Raw genomic sequence first — 25,365 nt, forward strand, 5'->3', positions numbered from 1 at the left:
GTCAGGCGCGTTGTGCTGGACACGGTGCTCCCCGTCATCCACATCGAGTCCCCGGCGGACCGCTCCCGGACCGTGAGGGCCTCGGTCTATGTCGTCGGGAAGACGGAGCCCGGTGCCCGGCTCTTCGTCTCCGGGCAGCGGACGCCCGTGGGCTCGGGCGGCGCGTTCACCCAGGAGGTGCGGCTGGGGAGCGGTGTCAATAGGATAATCGTCAGGGCGGTGGACGCGGCCGGGAACGCCAACGAGACGACAATCACGGTCGAGAGAGTCGCGGTGAGGGACGGCGGGGGCGTCGCGGCGCCCGGCCCCGACTGGCCCTTCGTGGCGTTCATCATCGCCTCCGTCTCCTTCGTGACGCTCGAGGCCCTCGTCTCCTGCCGGTGGCTGCGGAGGAGGGGAGCCAAGGGGAGGTAGGACCGCCGGGCTGGTTCAGGCCCGCCGCGATTCCGGCGACAGCGGGGGTGAGGGAGCGCGGGTCCGTGGCTAGGGAAGCGGCTGCGGGAGGCGGGAGGGGCGGAGTGGAGCGGCGGAATGGGAACTCGTAGGGCTACGGTGGGGCGAAAGCTTCACGGACGGCTGCACGCCGGCAACGCCCCATGCCGCTCGGGTCCGCCCTCACCGGAGTGTGGAGACCTGCGGCATTTCCGGTATCGACTAGCTCAGCCCGAGCTCCGTTGTGTCGATATTCTGGGCTCCGTCGCGGGCCTCGATAAGGAATTCGTTCGTCCCATTCTCCCGAACTATAGAGGACCCGGATATTCCGCCCGCGCCGCCGACCCACCCACCATTGAGGTCACGAGCTCACACAGCCGCCCCGGACCCCGAGCTCGAAGCGCGTTGGCCTCGGGCGATTTCACTTGGTCCTTGCGGCGCCACTGTCCCTCACCGGCATCCCCGCCCCGAGCTATCGTCCGTCCACCACCGACGGAAGGTTCGCGTCGACGCGGCCGCTTGATTTAATACTGCAGACGCCATTACTTTTTACGATGGCTCAGGACTACGATGTCTCCATCGTCGGCGCCGGGCCCGCCGGGCTCTTCGCGGCGCGCGAGCTCGCCGGAAGGAAGAGGGTTGTGGTCGTTGACGAGGGCCGCGGGATTCCGGAGCGTTCCTGCCCGATGGAGGCCTTCGCCCTCTGCAGGCACTGCCAGCCCTGTGGAATTCTCTGCGGAGTGGGCGGCGCCGGCACTTTCTCCGATGGAATTCTGAACCTAAGGCCCGACGTCGGCGGGGACCTCCAGGCCCTGACGGGGAGCGGCGACGCAGCCTGGGCTTTAGTGGCGGAGGTGGACAGGGCCTTCGTTGGCTACGGGGCGCCGGCGCAGCTCATCGACCCCCCAAGGTTCGAGGTCGAGGCGCTCGAGCGCAGGGCCGCGTCGGTCGGGGCGCGCTTCATCGAGATTCGCCAGAGGCACATCGGGACCGACAGGGCGCCCGCGGTGATGGGGGCTTTCGAGCGGGAGCTGAGGTCGAAAGGCGTGGACTTCATGCTCAGGACGCGCGTCACGGATCTCATCGTCGAGGGCGGGAGATGCGCGGGCGTCAGGACGGACGCGGGCGAAATAAGGGCCAGCGCGGTTTTGGCCGCGCCCGGCAGGGTGGGCGCGGGCTGGCTGCGCGAGATGGTCGGCAGATACGGAATCAGGGCCCACCACGGCCCCCTCGACCTCGGCGTCAGGGTCGAAGTTCCGGCGGTCACGATGGACCCCGTGACGAAGATCAACCGGGATCCCAAGTTTCACATAAGAACGAAGAGCTACGACGACTTCGTCAGGACCTTCTGCTGCAACGACAGGGGCTATGTGGTGAAGGAGGACCACGGCGACTTCGTCGCCACGAACGGCCACTCGCGCACCGACAAAAGCTCCGAGAACACGAACTTCGCCTTCCTCGTCCAGATATCCCTGACGGAGCCCGTGCAGGACACGACCGAGTACGGCCGTTACATCGCCCGGATGGCGACCAACATCGGGGGTGGGAAGCCTATCCTTCAGAGGATGGGTGACCTCCGGAGGGGGAGGCGCTCGACGGCGGATAGGATAAGGCGCTCCCGAGTTCCCCCGACCCTGACCGATGTGACGCCTGGGGACATCTCGATGGCTCTGCCACACCGCGTCGTCGTGGACATTATCGAGGGCCTCGAGATTCTCGACAAAATCATCCCGGGCGTGGCGGCCGACTCCACCCTCCTCTACGCCCCCGAGGTCAAGTTCTACGGGATGAGAATCGAGGTCGGGAGGGACATGCAGACCTCACTACCCGGCCTCTACGCCGCGGGCGACGGCGCGGGTCTCTCGAGGGACATCGTGAAGGCCGCCGCCACAGGAATTCTGGCGGCGAGGGGAATTCTCGGGGAGCCCTGAGCGGGCGCGCCGGTCCCCCCACTGCCGCCCGGGCGCGGCCGCGCCGGCGCCGGTGGACCGGCCCGCTCGATGCGCCGCGTCCCGGAGGATACTTTTTTACCGGAGACGCCGATGCCAGTCCGATGGCGTGGGGCTCGAGGGTGGCCGAGTACCTGAAGCTCGCGCGATCCTTCAACCTGGCCCTGACGGCGGTGGCGCCCGTGTTCGGGGCGCTGGCGATGGGGGAGCGCTCGCTCCTGCCCCTCCTCCAGCTCTTCGTCGTCGGCGCGGGCGCGCACATCTACGGCTTCGTTCTGAACGACTACCTGGACATGAAAATCGATAGGCTCTCCGAGGACCTCAAGGAGAGGCCGCTCGTCAGCGGCTCCGTGAGCCCCGGCGCCGCGCTCGCGTTCGCGCTCTCCGGCCTCGGGCTGATGCTCGGCCTCGGCTGGGCGATGGTCGCCGGCTACCCGCGCGCATTCGTCGTCCTCCTCATCGCGGTCCTTCTGGCCACGATATACAACCTTATCAGCAAGCACCTACCCGGGATGGACATATTCGTGGCCTCCGCCGTGTTCTTCCTGTGCGTCTTCGGGGCGGTGACGGTGGCGAGGGACATCCTCTACGTGAGCAGGCTCGCCTGGATTGTCTGCGGCCTCGGCGGGCTTCAGGTGCTCTTCATGAACGTCGTCGCCGGCGGCCTGAAGGACATAGACCACGACTCGAGGGGAGGGGCGAGGACGCTCGCGGTGGCGATGGGCTGCAGGGTCGTGGGCCGGGACAACAGGCTCGAGATTCCGGGCTTCTTCAGGGCCCTCGCCTACACAATCCAGCTCCTCTTCATCATCGCACTCTTCTCGCCCTTCGTTCTGGGCCTCCTCCCGCGGGAGGGCTGGCCCCTGCCGGGGTGGTTCCTGCCCGTGCTCCTCGCCGTTCTGCTCGCGGGCTCGGCCGCCATGCTGGCGGTCTCAGGCCTCCTCCTCAACCAGAGGCGCTTCGTGCGGGACAGGATGAGAAGGCTCATAGGGACCCACTACATACTCAACTACATACTCGTTCCCGTCATGCTCGTCGCGCTGGAACCGTGGATACTGGTGCTCTCGGTGGTCCCGCCGCTGGGCTTCGTGCTGTCCAATGCAGCCCTCTCGGGCGGGGCGATGAGGCCCGCGACGATGTGAGACGCGGCGGCGGGCTCCCGACCGGCCCGGGGAGATGGGCCCGCGCGGGCGGGTGCTCCCGCGGCGCGGCAGAGGGGAGGGACAGCCGGCGCCGGGCGGCGTGAGCGGGCGCGGGAGAGCGGGGATGGACGGCGGGGGAGCGAGGGAATAGAGGGGAGCTGCGGGTGATGGCGGCAGGGAATTCCGTGGGGCGCGCGCGCGGTGAAGAGGCTGGAGATGGAGCCACCCGGGCCCGGGCGATGAGGCTCATCCTCCTTTTTGGAGTCGTGAGCCTTCTCGGGGACATTGTCTACGAGGGAGCGAGGGGCGTGACGGGCCCGTTCCTGCTCCTGCTCGGGGCGGGCGCGGGGCTCGTCGGCATCGTCGCGGGCTCGGCGGAGCTGCTGGGCTACGGCCTGAGGGTGGCCTCGGGCCTCGCCTCGGACAGGAGGGGCGCGCGCTGGGCGCTGACGCTCGCCGGCTACGGACTCATCGGGGCCATTCCGCTGCTCGCGGTCGCGGGGGCGTGGCAGTCCGCGGCCCTCCTGATTCTCATGGAGAGGATCGGCAAGGCCCTGCGCAGCCCCGCGAGGGACGCCCTGATGTCGGACGCGGCCCGTAGGGTCGGGACGGGCTGGGGCTTCGGCGTCCACGAGGCGCTCGACCAGCTCGGCGCGATTCTCGGGCCGCTCATTCTCGCGGGCTTTTTCATCCTCAGGGGAACGGCGGGAGGGGCCGGAGCGGCCGATGACTACAGGGCGGGACTGGCGGTGCTGGCCGTGCCCTACGCCCTCATGATGGCCGTGCTGGTCGCAACATGGAGCTCCTCCGGAGGGGCGGGCCGCGGCGCTCCCCGGTCGCCCATCGGGGGAGCGGGGGAGGGAAATGGAGAGGCTGATGCCGGGGGAGATGGAGGTAGAAGGAGCGGTGGAGGTGGGGGAGGGAATAAGGGAGGGGATGGAGGTGCAGGAGGCGGAGCGGTCTGGGCGGGTCGGGCGGCTGAGGGGGCTGGAGCTCCGGGGAGCCTGCGAATCTTTCTGGGCTTCGTGTTCCTGAGCGCGCTGGGCCTCATGAGCTTCGCCCTCGTCGGCTACCACCTGAGGGCCGGAGGAGTGACAGGGGACGCGGGGGTTCCGCTTGTCTACGCCCTCGCGATGCTCGTAGATGCTTTCGTCGCCCCGGTCATTGGAAGGGCCTACGACCGGCTCAAAGCCTGCGGGGGGGGCGCGGGCGCCGGCCTCAGAATTTTCCTCCCGCTTCCTCTAATGACCGCGGCCGTGCCCCTCCTCGCATTCGCGGGCGGGCTGGGGGGCGCCCTGGCGGGCGCGGCCCTCTGGGGCGCGGTGATGGGCGCTCACGAGACGGTGATGAGGGCGGCGGTCGCCGACATGGCTCCCCCGGAGAGAAAAGGGTCCGCCTTCGGCCTGTTCCATGGGCTCTATGGATTCGGCATGTTCGCCGGCTCCTCGGTGGCGGGTCTGCTCTACTCCCTGTCCCTCCCGCTCCTCTTCGTCTTCGTTCTCTCGGCGGCGGCCGCCTCCTTCCTCCCCCTCGCGGTGATTCTGCGGAGCGCCCAGAGGACGTCGAAGAAGTCGTCGTAGGGGACGCAGCCGATTCCGGAGGACCTGCAGTGCCTCAGGAGGTTTCCTCTGGCGAAGACGACGTCCGCGTGCTGCGCGGCGCAGCGGTCCGAGATTCCGTCGCCGATGAAGACGGTCCGGAAGCCCCCTCTCCTGAAGGCCTCGATATGAGCTCTCTTGCAATTCCCGCAGAGGCCGCAAAGAGGGCTGGCGTGGGGGTGCTGGACTCGTATCCCGATTTTAGTGAAAACCGCGCGGTTCGCCATGAAGGGGACCCTCAGGCCCCTCTCGCGCAAAAAACTCCTGATGTAGAAGTCCAAGCCCTCGCTCACGATGACCACGGGAGCGCCCTCCGCGCGCGCCCACTCCAGCAGCTCCCCGAAGCCCGGCCTCAGGTGAATTCCACGGACGAACCTTCCGATTTCCCCTGGGGTCGCCCTGACCTGCGAGAACTCCCTCTCCATCGTCTCGCGCAGGGTGATGCGCCCCTCGCGCAGCGCCCGGTCTGCGGACCTCCAGCGCCCCCCGCTGAACCTCTCCAGGATGGATACAGAGACCTCCTCGACCGTGACGGTTCCATCGAAGTCGCAGAGAATGGCCAGGCGGGGCTGCCCTATTCCCTGAGGACGGGACCGGCATGCAGGCCGGGGAGTTGCCCCTCTGGCGCGATTCTGCTCGCGCACCTGCCCGCGGGCCCGCTCCGTTTCCATAACCCCCCCGTCCCATCGCACCCCGGCGATTTCCGTCGGCTGTTCAACATCTCTCAGCTCCATCCGGAGCTGGGCGAGACAGGGCCAGCCTAATCCTCCGTCCTCCGGGGCTCCCGGCCACGCTCCCCGCGAGACCTCCCTAGCCTCGGTATCGCCTCCGCGGGGAAGCACTTCTCCTCCGGCCCCCCGCCCTTCCCGCCGGGCCCCTCGGAGAAGAATGTACCATCCACAACAAGGACGCCCGGCGGGGCCTCGACGTCCGACACGAAGCCGAACCAGTAGACCACCATCCCGTTGCCGAAGAGCTTGACATAGGGGAGAAGCTGCTTCCTGAGGTTCCTCCTGAGCTCGACGACGTCGCCAAAGTTGGCCTTGGACTCTATCCACGAGACCCTCCTGCCCTTTATGGTCACGGGCTTCATGAAGAGGACGTCGGGCGTCTTCGTGTAGCGGTCCCTGAGCTTCTTCAGGTCCTTCTCGGTCATGTACTTTATCCCCCGCCTATCCAGCCACTCGAAGAGCCTCCTCTCCCCCTCCTGCCCCCTGAGCCTTTGGAGCTCCTCGCCTTTCGGGGAGTAGACCACGTCCTTCTCGAGGGCCGCGGCGAGCTCCCGCCTCATCCTCGGGTCGCAAGCGAGTTCGGGCTTGTGCACAAGGCTCCAGAACTGCTTCCGGGGCATGCCCTTGTGCAGAAAGAGGAGGTAGGCAAGGAGCACTGGCGGGAACCTGAGCCTCCGCGCGAGCTCGACCAGAGGGACGCCGCGATCGTACTGCTGGGCAATTCTCCCGATCTGATTCTTGATGACGTAGAACCTGCTCGTTGCGTCCCTCGTGACGCGCTGGGTGTATATCACGAGCGCCAGCTCCTCAGGTATCCCGACCTCACGCGCCACCTTCTTTATGTCGTCAACATCATTCAGGCGGGCGGCGATCTGACGGTATTCGTCCTGGTTCATTGGACTCCCCGCTGCGCCCCCTATGGGGTTGTGTAACAGATACCTGCAAGGAGACCCAACTTATAATTTCTTCCGCCACGCCCGGCCCACTTTGTGATAAATTTACGGAGTCTCCGGCGGCGGCAACGGCGGCTGCGCGTACCCCGCGCCGGGAGCCGCGGAATTCGCGCGGCCCTTTCTTCCTCGCGCAACAAGCAGCGCGAGCACCGCAACCACCAGCACGATGATTATCAGCAAGAGCGAGCCCCACGCGGGCATCGCCAGCCCGGCCACACCCCTCGAGGTCTCCTCCTGCTCCCTTTTCACGCCGCTCAGGCCGCCCTGCACCACCTTCACCTCAGAGCTCAGGCTCTTTATATCGTCCACGGTCGCCATCAGCCTTGAAACATTCTCCAGACGCAACATCACCGCGCTCCGGAAGCCCTCAATTCTGGCGCTCAGGTTCCCGCCCACCTCCGCCATCCCGGCGTCCAGCTCCGAAACGGCGGCCTGAATTCCGGCGAGGGTGCTCGAGTTCAGGTCCCTGACGAGCCCCTCGAGCCTTCTGTAGCTCTCCGTCTGGGTGCGGTTCGCGCCCTCCATCGCCGCCATCATCGCCCCGAGCTCCGCCAGCAGGTCCGCCCTGAAGTCCTCGAGCTCCGCCTCGAGCGCGCTGAGCTCTGCCCGGAGCGAGGCGTTCACCGCCTCCAGCGCAACGCCCAGAGCCTCGACGTCCAGCGCGAGCCGCGCCTCCATGCCCGCGATATCGGCCGAGAGGCTCCGGTTCATCGCCCTGATCTCCGCGTCCATCGCAGACAGGTCCGAGGAGACTCCGCCCACCAGCGCGCGGATGCCCTCGAGGCTAGACTGGAGCGAGGAGTTCACCGCGCTCAGGGAGCTCCTGACGGCCGCGATGTCGGCGCGCAGGGTCGTGTTCAGGCCCGAGATGTCGCCCCTGAGCTGCGCACCCAGAGCCGCTATGTCCGCGTCGATGTCCTTGATGAGGTTCGTCAGGGAGGTCTGCATCGAGCTCACGGTGCTCGAGAGCGCGTTCAGGTTCGTGTTCATCGTGCTGACCGTCGAGGAGATGCCGGCCACCGTCGTCTGGACGCCCTGCAGCGTCGTGTTGAGATAGCTCAGGTGGTACTGGAGCGCGTTCTGCGGGTTGAGCGGCTCGGGGTCGCTCGCGTCCGGGATGCCGTCGTTGTCGTCGTCCGTGTCCGCACTGTTCCCCTTCCCGTCCCGGTCGGTGTCCAGCCACTCGGTCGGGTCGAGCGGGAAGGCGTCCTGTCCGTCCGGCACCCCGTCGCCGTCGTCGTCCCAGTCCGCAGTGTCCCCGATGCCGTCAAGGTCGGTGTCGCGGTCGCAGACGATGCTCACCAGCGCCTCGCCCCTGAGCTCGGTTCCCTCATCGAAATCGGTCTCGACCCTGTAGTAATAGGTCCGGCCGAGGCTGACGTTCGTGTCAACATAGGTCCTGTCCGTTGGAGCCCTGAAGGTCAGGTAGACATAGTTAGAGCCGTCCACGGAGCGGTAGATTCTGTAGCACTCGAGCGGCGCGGCCCACGAGTCCGCGGCGTCCCAGCTCAGCGTGACCCGGGCCTGATTCTGGGCGTTGGATGCCCTCAGGTTCTTCGGCCCCGGGGGCCTGACGTTAGGAAGGATGAGGTATGTCTGGCCGGCGTACGAGCCGCCGTCCTCGTCGCCATAGGCGCCGATCAGAATGTCGTCGTAGCCGTCGGCGTTAACATCGCCCCCGCCTCCGATGGAAAGACCGGAGTCGTCATCCGAGTCCTCTCCGCAGAATGACGCAGAGGCGGAGGAGAGCTTTGTGTCCATCGCCCACCCGGAGGCCTTGCCCAGTATGAGGTATGTCTGGCCGGCGGTCGAGCCGCGGTCGTCATTGCCGTACGCCCCAATCAGGATGTCGTCGTAGCCGTCGCCGTTAACATCGCCCGCGCCCGCGACGGAGTAGCCGGAATAGTCGTACGAGTTCTCTCCCCAGAATGATGCGGAGGCAGAGGAGAGCTTCGTGTCCATCGCCCACCCGGAGGCCTTACCGAAGATGAGGTATGTCTGGCCAGCGTACGAGCCGCCGTCCTCGTCGTCGGGCGCTCCTATCAGGATGTCGTCGTAGCCGTCGCCGTTAACATCGCCCGCGCCCGCGACGGAAAAACCGGAGTTGTCATCCGAGGCCTCTCCCCAGAACGAGGCGTTTGCGCTGGAGAGCTTCATGTCCATTGACCAGCCGGATGCCCTGCCAAATATGAGATACGTTTGGCCGGCATTTCCGCCGCCCTCGTCGTTGGAGGGCGCTCCTATCAGAATGTCGTCGTAGCCGTCGCCGTTCACGTCCCCGGCGCCCGCGACAGAGCGGCCGGAATAGTCAAATGAATTCTCGCCCCAAAACGACGCGACGGCTGACGAGAGGCTAATGTCCATCGCCCACCCGGAGGCCTTCCCGAAAATGAGGTATGTCTGGCCGGCATTTGTGCCGCCATCGTCGTTGTTGGGCGCGCTGATCAGGATGTCGTCGTAGCCGTCGCCGTTCACGTCGCCCGCGATGGCCACGGAGACGCCCGAGTAGTCGTAGGAGCTCTCTCCCCGGAACGACGCGTGCGCTCTCGAAAGAGAGGTTCTCATGCGGGGCTCGCTGCCCTCACTAGAGGGTGCTATCGCGAGCAGCGGGGCGGTCAGGATGGCGGTCACGACCCAGAGCAGTAGAAGCTTCTTTCCGTGCATGGTGACACCTTCATAGATAGTATAGTTATACTTGAACGAATTTAATCTTATATAATCTTTATTTTTTTCTCTTCAGCCGCGTTCCACCGGCGGCGCGTGGAGGCCCGGGCCCCCCTCCCATCCGGTTTCCGGAGGCGATGGGAGTGCCCGCGCGGGGCCTTTCTTGACCCCGGGGCCCCTGGGAGGCGAAACAATATAAGCGTCACGGCGATATGGCCGGTCGAGGAGGGGGGCTGGCGGCCGTGAAACCCGGCGCATCAATCGAGGAGCTGAAGGCCCTCGCGGGCCGGAGGGGCGCGGGGCTGGTTCGCGACGGCATGGTGGTCGGTCTCGGGACGGGCTCAACCGCCAGACACGCGATTCTGGCCCTCGGCGAGAGGGTGAGGGAGGGGCTGAGGATTGTTGGCGTCCCCACTTCGCTCGAGAGCGAGAGGCTGGCGCGGGAGTGCGGCATACCGCTGACCACCCTCGACGAGCACCCCGAAATCGACGTCACAATTGATGGCGCGGACGAGGTGGACCCGCGGCTGAACCTCGTCAAGGGCCTCGGAGGCGCCCTCCTGCGCGAGAAGCTCGTGGCCCTCGCGACGAGGAGGGAGGTCATCGTCGTGGACGGCTCCAAGCTCGTTGAGAGGCTAGGGACCAGGGCCCCCGTGCCTGTCGAGGTCGTCAGGTTCGGCCACACGCTGACCGCGCGCAGGCTGGCGGCGCTGGGCTGCGCGCCCGCGCTGAGGATGGCGGGGGGCGGGTCCGCGGCCGGGGGCCCATACGTGACCGACAACGGGAACCTCATCTACGACTGCCGCTTCGCCGGCATCCCAGACCCGGCGCGGCTCGAGAGGGAGCTGCGCGCCGTTCCGGGCGTTGTGGAGAGCGGAATCTTCGTCGGGCTGGCGCATCTGGTGATTGTGGCCTCCGCGGAGGGGGTCAGGGAGATTCGCAGGCCGGAGGAGTGACAGGGGCCCCGGTCTGCGCGATGTCCGCGCCTCCCAAGAGCCCCTACTCCTCCTCGCCCCGCCCCCACCACTCCATTTCACGGGCACTACGGCTCCGGAGCGCTATAGCCGAGAGAACGATGAGGAGCGCCAACGCGCCCGCGGCGAGGAGGAGCCATCCCGTGATGTCCGGAGCGGGTCCTGCACCGGGCTCTGCGACGCTCACGGTGAGTTCCAGCTCATTGTTGTCCTCCGAGAGCTCCGCCACCCTGTTCGCGCGGTCGATGACGACCTTCAGCGTGTGGGTGCCCCTCTTCGCGCTCCATATCACGCTCGCTTCCGTCCGGCCGCCGGCGGGGACGGACACGGTCACCGTCTCGAGGGGCTGGCCGTCCACGCTGAAGCTCACCTCGACGCTGCGCGCGTCGCTGCAGTAGGGGCCTGTGTTCATAATCTGAACAGCTATCTCGACCAGCCCGGGGACCACGCTCCTGTTCGACGGGGAGGGGGGGCCTCCGACGGGCCTGAGCGCCATGGCGCCGGGCGAGAGGTCGGGCTGGCGGCCATAGAAGCGGAGCGAGGCAGCGTTGTTGGTCTCGTCGGTCTCGAGGACTTCGTCGCCGGGGTCGAGCACGACCTCGAGCTCGTTCTCGCCGTACCTGATCGCCGTGAGGAACGTGGAGGCCGTGGCCGCGCCGCCCGGCAGGATGGGCTGCGTCAGGACCAGCGATGAGATTCTGTCTCCGTTCAGCAGGATGGCGATGGGGACCACGCGCGCCTCGCCCCCGCCGCCGTTGTGGACCGTGATGGAGACCTCGAACTCCTCCCCGACGACGGGCGAGGGCGGGGAGACGGCGACGTCCTCCGGGGATATCCGGAGGTCCGGGCGGACGAGGCCCAGCGTGACGGGGCGCTCGTCCCTCACGTCGCCCGGGGCCTCGAGCCGGACGGTCAGCTCGTAGTAGCCCGCGGGCGCTTCGCGCGGGACTCCGATGGACAGGGAGACCGCGCGGCCCCTCTCGAAGGGCGCTAGCTCGACGCTCTCGGGCGGCAGGCTCCAGCCGGAGGCACCCTGAAATCCCGCCCTGAGCGAGACTGTGGCGCACTCCCTCACATTCCCGTAGTTGCCGACCTCGACCCTGAGGAAGGTCTGGAGGCTGAGGGCCGTGTTCAGGGGCGCCGCGCCTGCGACCCTCTCTATCTTCAGGAGACGGGTGGCGTTGACCTGAATCGTCAGGACCAGTGAGGCCTCGGCGTAGCTCCCGCCTTGCTGCGCGCGGGCGTGCATAGTCACGGTGTGCTGACCCGCAAGCGTGTCCCCCGGGACGGCGGCGGTGAGCTGGACATAGGCCGTCCCACCTCCGGAGACGAAGACCTGTGACCTCGAGAGGCGGCTCCAGCCCGCGGCCTCGCCGCCGAGGGAGAGGTTGATCATGCTGTCGTGGTTACCCGTGTTCCTGACCAGAACGGAGAACGAAACCTCATCGCCGGGCGCGGCAATCGCCACTGGCCTCTCGCAGGAGAGGTTCACGCCGGCTACGCCGAGGACGGTGGTCCGGGCGGTTATCGCGAGGGTGTAGGGGTTCTGGAGGAGACGCACCTGGACCGTGACGAGCTCCAGCTTCCCCGCCGGCGCACTAGCCGGCGCGCCGACCTCGAGCGCGATATCGAGGGAGCCGGAGGCCGGGACCTCGACCACCGGCTCGCCCCCGGTGACCTGAGGTATGGTCCGGGCGCTCCAGCCAGGAGAGGGCGGGGAGGGTGCTAGGAACTCGATGAGAAACCCCCGGGGCTCCGGGTTGACTAGGCTTAGGTTGTAGCGGACGAACTCGCCGGGTAGGACCGTCTTCTCGAGGCCGCCGGGGCCGGGCTCGAGCCTCGCGCCGCTCCAGAGCCACTCCATCACTCTCGACGCGAGGAGGCTTCTCTCCGAAGGGTCCGTCAGGAAGGAGAACTCGAATGCGAGGAAGACAAGCCTGAACCGCCCCGAATAGCGGAGGGCGTTGAAGGGGCCCGTGATGGGGTGCCTGTCGTACTGGCTCTGGTAGAATATTCCCGGAGAGTCGGAGGCGTTCATGAGAATGTCGGACTTGTCCCAGAGGCCCGCCGGAGCGCCCGACGTCTGGAAGGAGAGGCCGCCGGTGATGGGATCCCCCTCGACGCCCTCGAGATAGGAGGGTAGCCCGCGGTCGTCCTCGAGGTTCGAGAAAGAGGTGACGCGCAGGTAGCTCCTTCCAAAGTCGCTCCTGCCCATCACCGTCCAGACGTCCCACATCGCCTCGAAGGAGACGAGCCATAGCTTGCCCCCGGCATCAAGATAGGACGATAGGCTGGAGAGGTCCTGCGCCGAGAGCGTGCCCGATTTGCTGGTGTAGCAGTCGTCGAAGCCCGTGAGCCAGACCACCGCGCCGTACCTCGAGAGAATGTGGGCACCGGGGCCGTCGCCGTCGTTGGCGACCAGATACACATCGAAGTCGAGGGGCGCGAGCGCGTCCATCATCGCCCTCTCGACGTCCGCCTGGAGATAGGTCCTGAGGGCGCCGTTGTTCCCAGGCCCGCTGTCATCGTCCACGAGGAGGATGCCTGTAGGCCGTGAGGAAACGTGGATGGGCCTCCAGAGGGAGTTGTCGCCGGGCACCTCGTCGGGGGAGGGGAGGATGGTGCACCTCGCGGTGTAGTCGCCGGGCTGCGATGGGGTCCAGCCCCACTCGAGCACCGCCGTCTCCCCGGGAGCGAGCGCGGGGGCCTCGCGACTCATCGTCGTCCCGTCGCTGATGTTGAAGTACACTGTAAACGGCTCCTGCTGGCTCTGGCCGATGTTCCGGATCGCGGTCCTGAAGGTCTGTGCGGCGCCCAGCCTGTCGACGTCGGGGGCCGAGATGTTCAGGAGCGCCACGTCGTTCAGGTTGCCCGTGCCCCTGAGCACGAAGTCGTCCACATAGAAGCCGAGGTCGTTGAAGTTCTGGTCGGAGACGAACCTGAGCTTTATTCTGACCACCTTACCGCAGAACTTCATTATGTCCAGCCCCTTCTCGTGCGGCTCCCCCGGGTCCGCAATGCCGTTACCGTTGTAGTCCGACCAGTGCGAGACCCAGTCGTACCAGCCGTCGGAATTCCGCGTGCCGCTGAGAGTGGCGAAGAGCGGGTACCAAGTGGCGCCGCCGTCGTCAGTGATGTATGTCTCGAGCCCGTCGGGCGGCTGGGACCTCCCGTAGTAGTTGAAGTTGAACAGGATGTAGTAGTTCGGGTTCATCCTCGTCAGGTCGAGAGGGGGGGTGATGAGGGAGGCATCGAGATTGTTGGAGTAGGCCCCCGTGCCCCCGCAGTACCACGCCGTCGGGGCGCTGTGGGCCGACGGGTCCGGGTCGTTCACGACCTCGCTGACCAGCTGCCACCTGCCGGGCCCAATGTCGCCGCTCCAGCCGCCCTGCGCGTCACAGGGGTCAATCCAGAGCGCCACGGGGACGCCGGTGAGCAGGAGCCCGTTGTTGCTTGTGTTGGTGTCGCCGGCGGTGCTCGCGGTAGCGTTGACGCTGACCGTCGTCACGTAGGCCGGGGTCCAGACCCACGACACCTCCTCCTCCGCGCCAGGCTGAATCGCGGGAATGGTCGAGGAGCGCTCGTTCATCAGGTTTCCGAAGTAGTCCAGAATTCTCACATAAACGTCAGTCGCGGGCGCTGGGTCCGGGCCGCCGTTCCTGACAGTGACGACGAGCTCCGTGGGCCTCCCGGCCATAGCGGCGCCGTAGATGCCCGCCGCCGGGTTGGGGCCTCTGAAAGATATGGACACGACGGCGACGTCCGGGCCCGGGGCGCGCGTCTCGCGGCGCGCGGCGCGCGCCTGCTCCTCCGGGGCCGGGACTCGCGCGCCTGCGGCCCCCGCCGGCCTTGCGCCGCTCCAGACCTCGGCTGGGCCGCTGACGGCGGCCGACGCACCGCCTGTCCCCGACGTCCCTGCGGGGCCGCCGGCCTCCCGGCTCTCAACATCCCTTGAGCCGCACTGGCCCGCACTGTTGCCGGGAGAAGAAGGCCCCGCGGGCCCGCCCGGGGTGAAGGCGCCCTCGCCGGCCCTCCCGGCGCCCTGCGCGCCCTTTAGACGAGCGGAGAGGGGTGGCTGGCCCGAGGAGACCGCCGCGGGGAATTCGCCGGGAGGCGAACCGGCGAGCGCGCCCGGCGCCGCGGAGCGTCCGCCGCCAGAAGCTCCGGAGGGAGCTGGGTGACATTCAACCGGGACCGCGCCGGAGAGGGCTCCATCCGCCGAAAGCGGAGCCGCTGCGGGCGCCTGGAGGAGCAGCAGAATCAGAAGCGCGGCCGCCACGGAAATTCTGCGGGAACCGTTCATGCACACCCACCGCCATCATCACCTGATTGAGAGTATATTAAAGTTGCCGGCTGCTCTCGCGCGGACGGGCGCCGTTAAGAAATCTTTAAGTAGTCTCGCCGCCGTGCATCATCCGCCATGGAGCTCGGGCCCGTCGAGGTGCTGCGGATAATATTCGGCCTCCTGCTCATCTTCTTCCTTCCGGGCTACCTCCTCGTCAAGTCGCTCTTCCCCGGCAGGAACGAGCTGGACAAGGAATATAACATTATTTATGAAATCGGGCTGGGCATGGGCCTGAGCATCGTCATCGCGATTCTGGTCGGCTTCTTTCTCGGCTCCCTGCACCAGCTCATCGGCTTCAGATACGTTGACGGGAAGGAGAAGGGCTACTTCGACACGCCCTACATCGTCGCCAGCCTCCTCCTTATATGCCTGCTCCTCTTCGTCGCCGCTTGGTACCGGGGCGCTTTTCCATGGATGGGAAAGCTCCACCCGGTCCTCGCCCGGGTCCCGGCGTCCGAGAAGCCGGAGGCGCGCAAGAAGCGCATGGACGCCCTGATTCTCAAGCTCTGGGACCTCTCGAAGGAGAGGGAGAGGCTTAGGAGGGAGGTGAGGCTCTGCGAGCGCAGGTACAGGAGCCACGGGCGCAGGATGAGGGAGCACTATAAGAAGAAGCTCGAGGAGACCCGCGAGAGGCTGGCGAGGGTGGACGCGGAGATGAGGGAGCTCGAGGAGCAGCGCGCTCAGGAGCTCGCGGGCGTGGAGGACGAGAAGGGAGAGGCGGAGGAGGGTGAGAGGAGCGCGCTGGGCGGCGGCGCGCGCGGTGATACCACTGAGGGGAGGCGGGGGAGATGGCTTCCGTGGCTTGGGGCGCGCAAGGAGAGGAAAAGGGAGGAGGGGGCCCGCCCCGGAGGAGGGGAGGGGACCCCCGACGGAAAAGCGGCGGGAGCGGCGGCCCACCCCGGAGGGGCGGAGGAGGGGGCCGCGTCTGAACCGGGCGGGGCCGCCCCGCCGGCCGCGGAGGAAGAGTAGCGGGGCGGGAAGCCAAGAGAACTGGGCGCCGGTGGAGACGGCGAGGGGAGAGAGACGGGAGAAAGGGGCGCCGGTGGATGCGGCGCGGGGATGGGACCGGGCCTGAGGGGCCCGTGCCGGGCAGTGATGATGGACGGGCTGAGAAAGGTCAGACGGAGCGGGAGGAGAGGAAATGGCGGATTTCCAGTACAAGATGGTCGTGGTCGCGAGGCAGGACCTGAGGCTCTCGGCGGGCAAGCTGGCGGTGCAGGTCGCACACGCCGCTGTGAGCTGCGCCCTTCAGGCGAAGAAGTACTCGCCCGAAGAATTCAAGGCGTGGTACGACGAGGGCCAGAGGAAGGTTGTGCTGAAGGTTCCGGACCTGAAGGCCCTGCAGGAGCTCAAGCTCGAGGCCGAGGCTTTCGGGCTCGTCACCTGTCTGGTCACGGACGCGGGCCTGACAGAGGTCCCGCCGGGCACTGTGACGGTGCTGGGCATCGGGCCGGCGAAGGAGAAGGAGGTGGACAGGGTCACGGGGAGCCTCGCGCTGCTCTGACGGGCGCGGACATCGAGCGCTCCAGCGGGAGACGACTGCGCGTCGTCCCCCTCCTGACCGGCGCGCAGCTGCCGCGCCACGCGCGCGGGACCGGCCCCGGGTATGATGGGCGAGGGAGTGTGATGAGATCGCGTGGGCGGGCGTGTGATGCGCGGGACCCTCCGGGCCTTGAGGCGTGAGGGGGGAAATGAAGCCCCAGTTCAGAGTGCTTGGCATCGACGACGGGCCCTTCGCGTTCACCGACGAGAGGGCTGTGGTCGTCGGCGTCGTGGCGAGGAAGGGATACGTGGACGCCGTTCTGAGGACGGACGTGGCCGTGGACGGCGACGACGCCACCTCCGTGCTAGCGGAGCTCGTTCTCGGCTCGGGCTACGCGGACCAGCTCGAGGCCGTCATGATTGATGGGGCATGTCTGGGCGGCTTCAATGTGGTTGATATCGAGGAGCTGCACAGGAGAACCTCCCTCCCTGTCATCACAGTCACGCGCGACAGGCCCGACATGGAGAAAATCAGGGAGGCTCTCGGGAAGCTCGGGACCTCGCCCGGCCGCGGCCGCAGGCGCGCCGCGAACTGGAGGGAGAGGCTCGAGAGGCTCGAGAGGACGAGGCTCGTCGAGGTGCGCACGGGGCACAGGCCCCTGTTCATCGGATTCGCGGGCGTCGGGGAGGCGGAGGCGAAGGGGCTCGTGCGCGCCTCTGTCGTCAGGGGCGCGCTCCCGGAGCCGCTCAGGCTTGCGCACATGATAGCGAGGGCCATCGCACGGGGGAGCTCGGGCCGGATGCACTCACGAACGTGAGGCAAAGCCCTGAACCCCCCTCCGGGCCGTGGAGGCTGCGAACGAGGTTCTCCCGGTCTCGAGGGTGGTGGCGAGGGCCTCCGGGATTTGGCTGGTCGAGCTCCGAAAGACCAGACGGGATACCAGTCTGGCGGACGCGGTAATGCTCGCAACAGCGCGAGCCGAACGCGCGAGACTGCTCAGCGCGGACTCGTGTTTCCGGGTCCAGCACGATGTCCCGGAGGATTGAGCCGCGGCCGGGCCTGAGGGGAAGGCACTGGCCGGGGTCCCGGACCCCTCTCATCCCCCAGCCGTCCCCTTCCCTTCGCCTCCCCTACCCTTCGCCTAAAATATTAATAGAAAATATAATAAAAATAATACAACTGAACTTGTAAAATAATTGTAATCTAAACATATATATCTCTTCCTATCCATAGCTCGCCGTCATGAGCCTGAAAACCGCCCTCTTCGCCATCCTCGTCTGCGGAGTTCTTTTGACCGCCGGGGCGACCTATACCTTCCTGCGGCCGCAGGCCAGGACCGGAAAAGCGCCTGCGGGGCCCGCGGAGCCGGAAAATGACCTGCCCTCCCCGGCGAACCTGCAGGAGCTGGTCAACGCCAGCAACCGGTTCGCGCTGGAGCTATATGCCGGGCTGAGCAATGGCGGCGAAAACATCTTCTTCTCGCCATACAGCATCTTCACCGCGCTCGGGATGACCTATGAGGGGGCGCGGAACAGGACGGCGGAAGAGATTCGCGCCGTCCTCCACCTCCCCGCGGACAACCAGACCCGCTGGTCGCTCTTCAAAGCGCTCATCGAGCGCCTGAGCGCCGGGGGCGCGGGCTGCAACCTCTCCACCGCAAACGCGATGTGGATACAGCGGGACTTCAATATCCTAAGCGATTATGTGAACACGGTCCAGACCTACTATAGGGCCAGCGCATTCAGCGTTGATTATGCCCGGGCCGCGGAGGAGGCGAGGCAGAGAATCAACTCGTGGGTCGAGGACCAGACCGGCGGCAGAATAAAGGATTTGATTCCTCAGGGCATCCTCAACCCGCTCACGCGCCTAGTCCTGACGAACGCGATCTACTTCAGGGGCGACTGGCTGAAGCGGTTCAACGAGTCCCTGACTGAGGAAAAGGACTTCCACCCCCGGCCGGGCGAGAGCGTCAGGGTCGATATGATGGCGCGGAAGGACGAGAAATCGGTCTTCAACTACACCTCCGTGGACGGCATCCAGATTCTCGAGATGCCCTACGCCGGCGGGAAACTATCCATGCTCGTCCTCCTACCCGGGCCGGGAGAGATGGAGGGGCTGGAGGCAAAGCTGAGCCCGCGGAAGCTGGAGGAGTGGAGGTCGAAGCTGAGGGAGCGGCGCGTCGACGTTTTCTTCCCAAAGTTCAGGCTCGAGAGGAGGTACTTCCTGAATGATAATCTTTCGAGAATGGGCATGCCGACCGCTTTCAGCATGGATTCGGACTTCTCTGGAATCGACGGCGCTCAGGACCTCTACATAGCAGCGGTGATTCATCAGGCCTTCGTCTCCGTTGATGAGAGGGGAACGGAGGCCGCGGGGGCGACGGCGGTGGTCATCGAGTACAGGAACGCCCCCGTCGAGCCCGCGGTTCCCGTATTCAACGCCGACCACCCGTTCGTATTCATCATTCAGGACAGGGAGACCGGCAGCATCCTCTTCATGGGGAAGGTGGTTGACCCGACGAAGTGACGCCCTCCTCCACTCCCCGCCCTGCGGGACAGGTCCCCCATCTGCTCTCCCGGAATTCTCTTGCGATGGAACTCCAGATTTCCGGTCTTCTACAATTTCCCTTCCCTTGCCCTCTTCTGAAGCTTTTTCGCGCGCTCCTTCGCCGTGAAGCCGGTGGCGCGCTCGAGGAAGGCGTTGTAGGCCTTTATCGTGCTCGAGGCGACGTCGGGCGGGACGGAGGGGTTCATTTTCGTCTCGACCTTCAGCACACCCCCACCGTCCCAGACCACCGTCAGCCTCTCAATGGCCCCGTAGCTCGAGACCAGGGCCCCGCCCTCCTTGGTCACATTGCCGAAGGCCTCCTGCATCATCGCCCTCAGCCCCCCGGCCTCGAGATTCTTCTGGTGCCCACGCCGAATCTCGTAGTCCTGCATCCGCGCACCGGCGGTGAATCTCCGCTCCCGTAGAAATATCTGTCGCGGCGGGCGGCCGGAGGACTGGCTCCGCGGGCGGGCAGAAGGGACGGGGGGCGGCGGCCGGGACGGCGGGCGCGCGTGGAGGCGGAGGGGGAAGAAGCAGACAGGTTCGCGGGTAGGCGGAGGAGAGAGCGGAGGGTTTGCGTGGAGGCGGAAGATGGAGCGGACAGGTTCGCGAGAAGGCGGGTGGGTGAAGATGGATATGGGGATGCGGAAGGAAAAGTTCACGGGCGGGTTGAGAGAGAGGCGGATGAGGATGTGGAAGTAATGGGGGAGAGTGGGGTGCAGGAGATTGCGGATGGGAAGGCGGAATTGGAATCGGCATGGCCCGCGGGGGCCTCGGGCGGCTCGTCCGGGCCCGCCCGCGCGACCGCAAACATTATTTTCCAGCAGATGTGAATAGGTGTCATGAGCATTGTGGGGACCTGCCACCTCTGCGGCCGGCCGGCCATGCTCTCCTGCCCCCTTTGCGGGCGGGTTGTCTGCAACCAATGCCTTGACGCCGGCGGCAGGGTTTGCAGGATGTGCCGCAGGAAGCTGGATTCTCAGTTAAACTCCGACGACATAATGGGATGAGGCTTGGAATCCGGCTGGACCATTGACGGCGCCAGAGCCCAAGCGTTTCCACGCGTGTGTCGGCGAGTGTTACACCGTTCTACGAAAGGGCCTGCGCCCCCCGCTGCTGTGGCGAGGAGCGCGCTGGGCCCTAGTGTCCGCTCTCAGGTCCCTATAGAGTCGCTCGGTGGCTCTTATGTGTCCCGGAAAGTCCTCTATGCTTCTCGATAGCTTTAGGCCGCCCGAGCCGATTCTGCGCGCCAGACCTTCGTCCCTGACAAGCTCGCGCAGCCGCCGCGCAAAGCCCTCCGTGTCCCCCGGCCTGACCACGGCCGCGCTCTCGCCATCGACAAGCCTCCCTCCGGCGACCTTGGCCGCGAGCTCATCACTGACGATAAGGCATGTCCCGCAGGCCAGAACCTCGCGGGCCAGAATCGGCGTGTGGGTCCGCACAGGGAAGCGGTGCTCGGGCATGACGACGCACCTCGCCGCCCGGATCAGCCCTGGCATCCTCCACGGCGGGACGAACCTTCTGGTTATTACTCGGGGACGGAGGCGCCTTGGAATTCTAAGGGCGCGCAGGCCGGCGGCGTCCGAGGAGACGATAAGAAGCCTGAACTCCTCCGGAATTTTGGCGGCCGCGGCCAGCAGCTCGGGAACCCCCTTCCCCCTCGTCAGCTTGCCAGCGTAGAGGAGCAATGGCACCCCCTCCGGTACGTCCAGCCTCTCGGGCCGCGCCCGCGGGCTGAAGGCGGAGGTGTCGACCGAGAGCGGGATCTCATGAATTCTTGAGGGCGCTGCCCCTAGCGCCTCCAACCGGGGTCTCGCGCCGGGCTGCGCGACCACCGCGTCGGCCGTACCGAGGAGCGCGGCGACGAGTGGCCTCAAGTGGGGGCTGCTCCCGAGCCTTACCAGGTCGCTCGCGGCGTGCCTCAGAACGAGGGGCAGCCCCGTGGCGAGCTTCGCCAGCGCGGCCGCAGCACCGTAGCTGATGAGGTACCACGCGTCCAGCACCTGCGCGCCCTCCGCCTCCTCGATTGCGGCCGAGGCGAGCTTCTCGCAGAATGGGTTCGACTCGGGAATCAGCTGGTGGTCCTGAAACGGGTCTGTATTCCTCACCCTGACCCCGCGGCCCTGATAGGAATCGATATCCGGGCCGTGCAGCTCCTCGCGGTGGCGGTCCTCGACCTCGAAGGCATTCGTCACGACGGTCACCCTGTGCCCCCTCGAGGCCAGCCCGCGCGCGAGCCAGTAGGTGCAGGATGATACGTACCCCTCGATGGGCGGGTACTTGGAGACAAGAACGAGCTTCATAGATGGCTCACGGGACGCAGCCTATGCAGCTCCCGCAGACGGTGGTGCACCCTCCACCGCAGCCCCCGCAGCCGCCGCCGCAGCCCCCGCAGCCACCGTCGCAGCCGCCGCAGCCGTGGTCGGCGCGGCGCGGGCCGCGCGCGCGCCGGGCGCGGCACCCTGCCCAGAAGGCGAACCTGCGGAGCTCCCTCAGCTCTTCCTCAGTCGGCAATTCCCACCACCCTCCAGCACTGCGGGTCCGCCGCCATTGGGTCCCCGGAGACCCCGTGGGCCACCGCCATGCAGCCCCGGCAGAACGGCAGCAGCCTGCATCGGGAGCACCTCCTCATCCTCTCGTAGGAGCGGAGGCTTCGATGCCCGTCGGAATAGATAAATATTTCCCTGAGGCTGGCCCCGGGCACCTTCCCGATTATTACGGGCAGCCTCCGGCAGGACAGGACGGTCCCGTCGGCGAGGATTGTGAGAATTCTGTAGCCCACCGAGCACCCCGAGTATATCACGCCCCTCTCGCGTGGGAGCCGCGGGAGAAGGCCGAGCTCGTGGTAGAGGAGGGTCCAGAGGTTCTCCTTGCGGCCGAAGTGCGTCCCGCAGCCCTCCGCCCGGAGGCGCCTGTACTCCTCGAGGACCTGGAGGAGCAGCTCGCGGTACTCCTCCGGCGCCAGGAGCTGGTTTTTGAGCGCCCTCCCGCTCCCTGTCGGAACGAGGCGGGCGAAGTCGAAGACCCTGACGCCCTCGCTCGCACAGAGACGAATCACGGGTATAAGCTCGGCCGCGTTCAGGCGGCTGACGGTGAACATGACTACGGACGGAAGGTCCACAGCGTTCAGGATGCGTATCGCCCGAATAGCGTCCCTGAAGGCCCCCCTCCGGCCCCGCAAGGCGTCGTGGGTCCTCTCAAGCCCGTCGATGCTTATCTGGTACCTGACCACGCCGGCGTCCCTGAGCTCCCTCGCTTTCTTTTTCGTTAAAAGACGCGGGTTCCCCAGAATGCCGACCATCATGCCCATCGAACTGGCTCTCCTGCAAAGGTCCGTCAGGTCCTTCCTGAGCAGGGGGTCGCCGCCGCTGAAACTTACCCTCCCCCTCACCCCCCAGGCCTCGAGGGTTTCTCCGAAGTCCTCCAGAACTCTCACGCACTCCTCGGGGCCGAGCTCGTTCCTGAGCTCCGATTCATAGGTTGGGGAATCGTGCATGTAGCAGTGCCTGCACCTCTCTCCGCATCTCGCGGTCAGGTGCCACTGGAGGACGAAGAGCCTCCTGTCCTGCGGGAGCTCAGTTGCCGGGGGCATGGGACTGCAGCAGCCTCGCGGCCTCTGCCGGCTCGAGGTCTAGGGCCCTAGCGAAATAAGTCAGGGCCTTTCCGCGCGCGCGGTCGAGTTCCTCTCGCGAGACCTCATCCTCCATTCCTCTTAACACGGCCATGTAGAGCTCGATTCCGAGGTCGGAGAAATAGTAGGGCGCGTTCTCGGGGTCGAGCTCCGCGGCTTTTTTATAGCATTCCTCGGCCAGCTCCGTCTTTCCCTCGCGCAAGCAGAAAGCGCCGAGCTGGGTCTGGGTCATCGCCCTCTCGCCCGGCTCCTTCTGGAGTTCTATAGCCTTCTGATAGCTCGCCACTATCTCTCCCGCCTCAATGTCAGGCAAAGCCGCGGCAGCCTCCGCCTTCCCCAGATAGGCCTCGGCGTTGGAGGGGTCGAGCTTTATCGCGCGGTTGAAGCGTGACAGGGCCCCCTTGTAGTCCCCCGCGGCCAGAAGCCTCTGGCCCGCGGCCACCTCCTTCGACGCGTCCTCGGGCATCCTCGCTCCCCGGGGGAGCCAATCGTGGACCACGATATTAATCTTGTTCTCTTCCGTCCACGCCCCACTACCCTTCGAAAATAATAAATGCTCACTGGAGGATGAGGCATTGAGGAATAAATTTGTTCTGGCCGCGTGCTCCGGCGGTTCTGCTGCAAATCGCGCCGCATGATACCGGCTGGACGCCTCAGGAGTACCTTCCCCCGCCCCCGCGTCCCCAGGGTCATCCACTGCCCCTCCTTTTCAGGGTCGGCGCCATCGGTCTGCTCCTGATGGCCGCGGCCAGCTTTGCAGCCCTCCTCCTCATCGGACACACTCTCTTTCGCCCAGGGACGGATCCGTCAACCGCAGAGCGCTGGTTTCCGTTCATCCCTGCCCTGATGTGCTGCGGCTCCCTTCTGTCGGCGGTGGGGTACTTCAGCAAACTACACCACTACGGCTCGGCCATAGGCGCGGTCACAGGAGGTTCCCTAGTTCCGGCAACATTGATGTTTATGGATTTTCTCCTGTCCTCCTCGCAAATCCGACTGACTTATTATTGGGATGTCTTTGGGTGGGGAGCGGCAATGTTCTTCTTTTTCGGTGTCTGCGCGATACTGATGGGCGTTTCCCATATCGTCTCCCGCTTCCATATGGGTCACCCCTATCTCGGTGGGACCGCCGGAATTTTCTTCATTCTCTCAGGGGCCTTCTTCCTGTCCTATTTCCTGTTTCCAATTGGCATCGCCCTCTTTTTTGGCGCCTCCATCTGCGGCGCCTTGAACCTTATGCTGGCCAGATACTATGAATACTGGCCCGGGGGGGCACTGGAGCCGCCGAACTCTCCGAACTACCCGCGCTGGCCCCCTCCGGTCGAAAAGGTGCGATGAGCGTCCTCGGGTCGGGGCGCCGGCCCTCTCAAAGTATCGGCGTGTTCCTGAGCCACTCGAGGTCCGGGAGGTAGAGCCGGCGCATGTCGTCTATGCCGTAGCGCTTCATCACCAGCCTCTCGAGCCCGAGACCCCACGCCAGAACAGGGTGCTTTATGCCAAACGGCGCGGTCACCTCAGGGCGGAAAATCCCAGCCCCCCCGAGCTCCATCCAGCTGCCGTCGAAGAAGACCTCGACGTCGAGCGAGGGCTCGGTGTAGGGGTAGTAGGAGGGCCTGAATCGAATACCGGTGAATCCCATCCTCTCGTAGAACTCCTTGAGCGTCCCCATGAGCATTCGGAAGGAGGCTCCCTCCTCCATGATTATACCCTCGATCTGGTGGAACTCGGCCAGGTGCGTCGCGTCGGTGGCCTCGCGTCTGAACACCCTGCCGACCGAGAAGGCCTTGACGGGCGGCTCCGGGTGCTCTGAGAGGTAGCGGATGGTGTTGACGGTGGTGTGGGTGCGCAGGAGCGCCCTCGATGCCTCCTCCTCCGACCATCTGTAGCGCCAGCCGTCCGAGCCGGTGTCGCCGCCGGTCTCGTGTATCTGCCTTATCAGCTCAGGGAGTCGGGGCGGGAGCTCGATTCTCGGTGGATTCTTCAGGTAGAAGGTGTCCTGCGCGTCCCGAGCGGGGTGGTCCTGCGGGATGAACAGGACGTCCATGTCCCAGAAGCAGGACTCGACGAAGTCGCCCTCTATCTCGGTGAAGCCCATGTGCAGGAATATGCTCCGAATTCTCTTTATCGCCTCGCGCAGGATGTGGGGCTTGCCACCTTGCGCCGCTGGGGCATAGGTATTTACATCGTAGGGCCTGAGCTCCACACCCCTCCAGGCCCCGCTGGTGATGAGCTCGGGCGTGAGCTGGGTCAGCTCCTCGCCGACCTCCAGCCCGGCCTCGACGAGCTTTCTGCCCCTCTCCGTGAGAACCAGCGTCCTCAGTCGCCTCTCCCTCGCCCTCAGCAGGCCTTTGCGCGTCAGGAGGAGAGGGAGCGAGCTGGCCCCGATTCTGCGCGCCTCGTCCTCCGGCAGACCGCCCTCCCGCCCCGCGGCCCTCAGGAGCGCAAGCTCCTCGCCCTCCGGCCCCCTTCTTAGGGCTTCGCGGCCCTCATCCGTGAGAGATATCCAGCTCCTCCCCGCCTCCTTCAGGATGCTGGCCCAGCCATTCCTCCTCAGCCACCCAAGGGCGACTCTCAGCTCCTCGGAGCCCATTCCAGGGGGCTTCAGCGCGCCCATCTCAACCCTCCCGCCCCTCCCCAGCTCCTCCAGCACCCTCAGGAGGGTGAACTCTGGGAGCTCGCCCCTCTCCACGTACCTTCTCCCCTCGTCATCGAGGAAGTAGGTGGTCTGAATTCGCTCGTGGATTTCCAGAAGCCCCTTCGACCTGAGCCACGAGGCCGCGCTCATCACCTCGACCAGCTCCCGGAAGCCTCCCTCCCTCACCACGTCCTCCGGGGCCGCGCTCCCCAGCCTTGAGATCGCGAGCAGGACCCTCCTCTCGTTCCTCGAGAGCTCCTCCGCAGCCATCGGGGCGGGTATCG

23 protein-coding genes are annotated in these 25,365 nt (G+C 66.2%); 12 read left to right on the top strand and 11 right to left on the bottom strand.

The annotated features are described in order from the left end of the window. From QW379_08030 to QW379_08045, 4 genes are all read left to right on the top strand, one after another. On the top strand, positions 1-414 hold a 414-nt coding region (locus QW379_08030), incomplete at its 5' end, for a hypothetical protein (GenBank protein ID MEM2870348.1). A gap of 572 nt (positions 415-986) precedes the next feature. Further along, entirely contained in the window at positions 987-2,363 is a 1,377-nt protein-coding gene (locus QW379_08035; protein ID MEM2870349.1) for an NAD(P)/FAD-dependent oxidoreductase, read from the top strand. A gap of 122 nt (positions 2,364-2,485) precedes the next feature. After that, a complete protein-coding gene (locus QW379_08040) occupies positions 2,486-3,523 on the top strand; it encodes a UbiA family prenyltransferase (GenBank protein MEM2870350.1) in 1,038 nt (345 codons plus the stop codon). A gap of 167 nt (positions 3,524-3,690) precedes the next feature. Beyond that, complete coding sequence (locus tag QW379_08045; GenBank protein MEM2870351.1) at positions 3,691-5,103, top strand: MFS transporter; 1,413 nt, start codon at positions 3,691-3,693, stop codon at positions 5,101-5,103. Here QW379_08045 and QW379_08050 read toward each other — a convergent pair. The 3 genes from QW379_08050 to QW379_08060 form a co-directional block, all read right to left on the bottom strand. Then, positions 4,986-5,963 carry an HAD-IB family phosphatase gene (locus tag QW379_08050; GenBank protein ID MEM2870352.1) on the bottom strand — a complete coding sequence of 326 codons (978 nt, stop codon included), beginning with the start codon at positions 5,961-5,963 and terminating at the stop codon, positions 4,986-4,988. The two genes, QW379_08045 and QW379_08050, sit on opposite strands and share 118 nt — an antisense overlap. Continuing rightward, positions 5,882-6,748 carry a C15orf41 family protein gene (locus QW379_08055; GenBank protein MEM2870353.1) on the bottom strand — a complete coding sequence of 289 codons (867 nt, stop codon included), beginning with the start codon at positions 6,746-6,748 and terminating at the stop codon, positions 5,882-5,884. The genes QW379_08050 and QW379_08055 overlap by 82 nt, the downstream gene beginning before the upstream one ends. Before the next feature lie 102 nt (positions 6,749-6,850). Further along, positions 6,851-9,469, bottom strand: a complete 2,619-nt coding sequence (locus tag QW379_08060; protein ID MEM2870354.1) for a hypothetical protein — start codon at positions 9,467-9,469, stop codon at positions 6,851-6,853. Between the two features lie 212 nt (positions 9,470-9,681). Here QW379_08060 and rpiA point away from each other — a divergent pair, with 212 nt between their 5' ends. After that, positions 9,682-10,425 carry a ribose-5-phosphate isomerase RpiA gene (gene rpiA / locus QW379_08065; GenBank protein ID MEM2870355.1) on the top strand — a complete coding sequence of 248 codons (744 nt, stop codon included), beginning with the start codon at positions 9,682-9,684 and terminating at the stop codon, positions 10,423-10,425. Positions 10,426-10,468: 43 nt separating this feature from the next. Here the strand turns inward: rpiA and QW379_08070 are convergent, their stop codons facing one another. Then, entirely contained in the window at positions 10,469-14,746 is a 4,278-nt protein-coding gene (locus QW379_08070) for a CARDB domain-containing protein (protein MEM2870356.1), read from the bottom strand. 117 nt (positions 14,747-14,863) lie between these two features. Here QW379_08070 and QW379_08075 point away from each other — a divergent pair, with 117 nt between their 5' ends. The 4 genes from QW379_08075 to QW379_08090 all read left to right on the top strand — a co-directional run bounded on the left by QW379_08075 (position 14,864) and on the right by QW379_08090 (position 18,797). Next, positions 14,864-15,757 (top strand): DUF1616 domain-containing protein, encoded by an 894-nt coding sequence (locus QW379_08075; GenBank protein ID MEM2870357.1) that lies wholly within the window; start codon positions 14,864-14,866, stop codon positions 15,755-15,757. Between the two features lie 172 nt (positions 15,758-15,929). Continuing rightward, positions 15,930-16,292 (top strand): peptidyl-tRNA hydrolase Pth2, encoded by a 363-nt coding sequence (pth2, locus tag QW379_08080; protein ID MEM2870358.1) that lies wholly within the window; start codon positions 15,930-15,932, stop codon positions 16,290-16,292. 187 nt (positions 16,293-16,479) lie between these two features. Next, positions 16,480-17,088 carry a DUF99 family protein gene (locus QW379_08085; GenBank protein ID MEM2870359.1) on the top strand — a complete coding sequence of 203 codons (609 nt, stop codon included), beginning with the start codon at positions 16,480-16,482 and terminating at the stop codon, positions 17,086-17,088. Positions 17,089-17,513: 425 nt separating this feature from the next. Next, positions 17,514-18,797: a serpin family protein gene (locus QW379_08090; protein MEM2870360.1), complete on the top strand. Its 1,284-nt coding sequence runs from the start codon at positions 17,514-17,516 to the stop codon at positions 18,795-18,797. 89 nt (positions 18,798-18,886) lie between these two features. Here the strand turns inward: QW379_08090 and QW379_08095 are convergent, their stop codons facing one another. Continuing rightward, entirely contained in the window at positions 18,887-19,210 is a 324-nt protein-coding gene (locus QW379_08095) for a DUF5611 family protein (GenBank protein MEM2870361.1), read from the bottom strand. A gap of 120 nt (positions 19,211-19,330) precedes the next feature. On the opposite strand from QW379_08095, the gene QW379_08100 reads away from it, so the two are divergent. Together QW379_08100 and QW379_08105 are read left to right on the top strand one after the other, a co-directional pair. Beyond that, complete coding sequence (locus QW379_08100; protein MEM2870362.1) at positions 19,331-19,651, top strand: hypothetical protein; 321 nt, start codon at positions 19,331-19,333, stop codon at positions 19,649-19,651. A 9-nt stretch (positions 19,652-19,660) separates the two neighbouring features. Beyond that, positions 19,661-19,828 carry an orotate phosphoribosyltransferase gene (locus QW379_08105; GenBank protein MEM2870363.1) on the top strand — a complete coding sequence of 56 codons (168 nt, stop codon included), beginning with the start codon at positions 19,661-19,663 and terminating at the stop codon, positions 19,826-19,828. Between the two features lie 69 nt (positions 19,829-19,897). Here the strand turns inward: QW379_08105 and QW379_08110 are convergent, their stop codons facing one another. The 5 genes from QW379_08110 to QW379_08130 all read right to left on the bottom strand — a co-directional run bounded on the left by QW379_08110 (position 19,898) and on the right by QW379_08130 (position 23,339). After that, on the bottom strand, positions 19,898-21,121 hold the full coding sequence (locus tag QW379_08110) for a glycosyltransferase family 4 protein (GenBank protein MEM2870364.1): 1,224 nt from the start codon (positions 21,119-21,121) through the stop codon (positions 19,898-19,900). A gap of 7 nt (positions 21,122-21,128) precedes the next feature. Next, complete coding sequence (locus tag QW379_08115) at positions 21,129-21,332, bottom strand: hypothetical protein (protein MEM2870365.1); 204 nt, start codon at positions 21,330-21,332, stop codon at positions 21,129-21,131. Next, a complete protein-coding gene (locus QW379_08120; GenBank protein ID MEM2870366.1) occupies positions 21,322-22,410 on the bottom strand; it encodes a radical SAM protein in 1,089 nt (362 codons plus the stop codon). Before QW379_08120 ends, QW379_08115 begins: the two co-directional genes overlap by 11 nt. Continuing rightward, on the bottom strand, positions 22,394-22,948 hold the full coding sequence (locus QW379_08125; protein ID MEM2870367.1) for a tetratricopeptide repeat protein: 555 nt from the start codon (positions 22,946-22,948) through the stop codon (positions 22,394-22,396). The genes QW379_08120 and QW379_08125 overlap by 17 nt, the downstream gene beginning before the upstream one ends. A 190-nt stretch (positions 22,949-23,138) precedes the next feature. Continuing rightward, on the bottom strand, positions 23,139-23,339 hold the full coding sequence (locus QW379_08130; protein ID MEM2870368.1) for a hypothetical protein: 201 nt from the start codon (positions 23,337-23,339) through the stop codon (positions 23,139-23,141). 142 nt (positions 23,340-23,481) lie between these two features. On the opposite strand from QW379_08130, the gene QW379_08135 reads away from it, so the two are divergent. Continuing rightward, positions 23,482-23,784: a hypothetical protein gene (locus QW379_08135; GenBank protein MEM2870369.1), complete on the top strand. Its 303-nt coding sequence runs from the start codon at positions 23,482-23,484 to the stop codon at positions 23,782-23,784. 28 nt (positions 23,785-23,812) lie between these two features. Here the strand turns inward: QW379_08135 and QW379_08140 are convergent, their stop codons facing one another. Further along, positions 23,813-25,351, bottom strand: a complete 1,539-nt coding sequence (locus QW379_08140) for a phenylalanine--tRNA ligase subunit alpha (GenBank protein ID MEM2870370.1) — start codon at positions 25,349-25,351, stop codon at positions 23,813-23,815. Positions 25,352-25,365: the final 14 nt, after the last annotated feature.

Source organism: Thermoplasmata archaeon (assembly GCA_038851035.1).
Classification (GTDB): Archaea; Thermoplasmatota; DTKX01; order VGTL01; family VGTL01; genus JAWCLH01.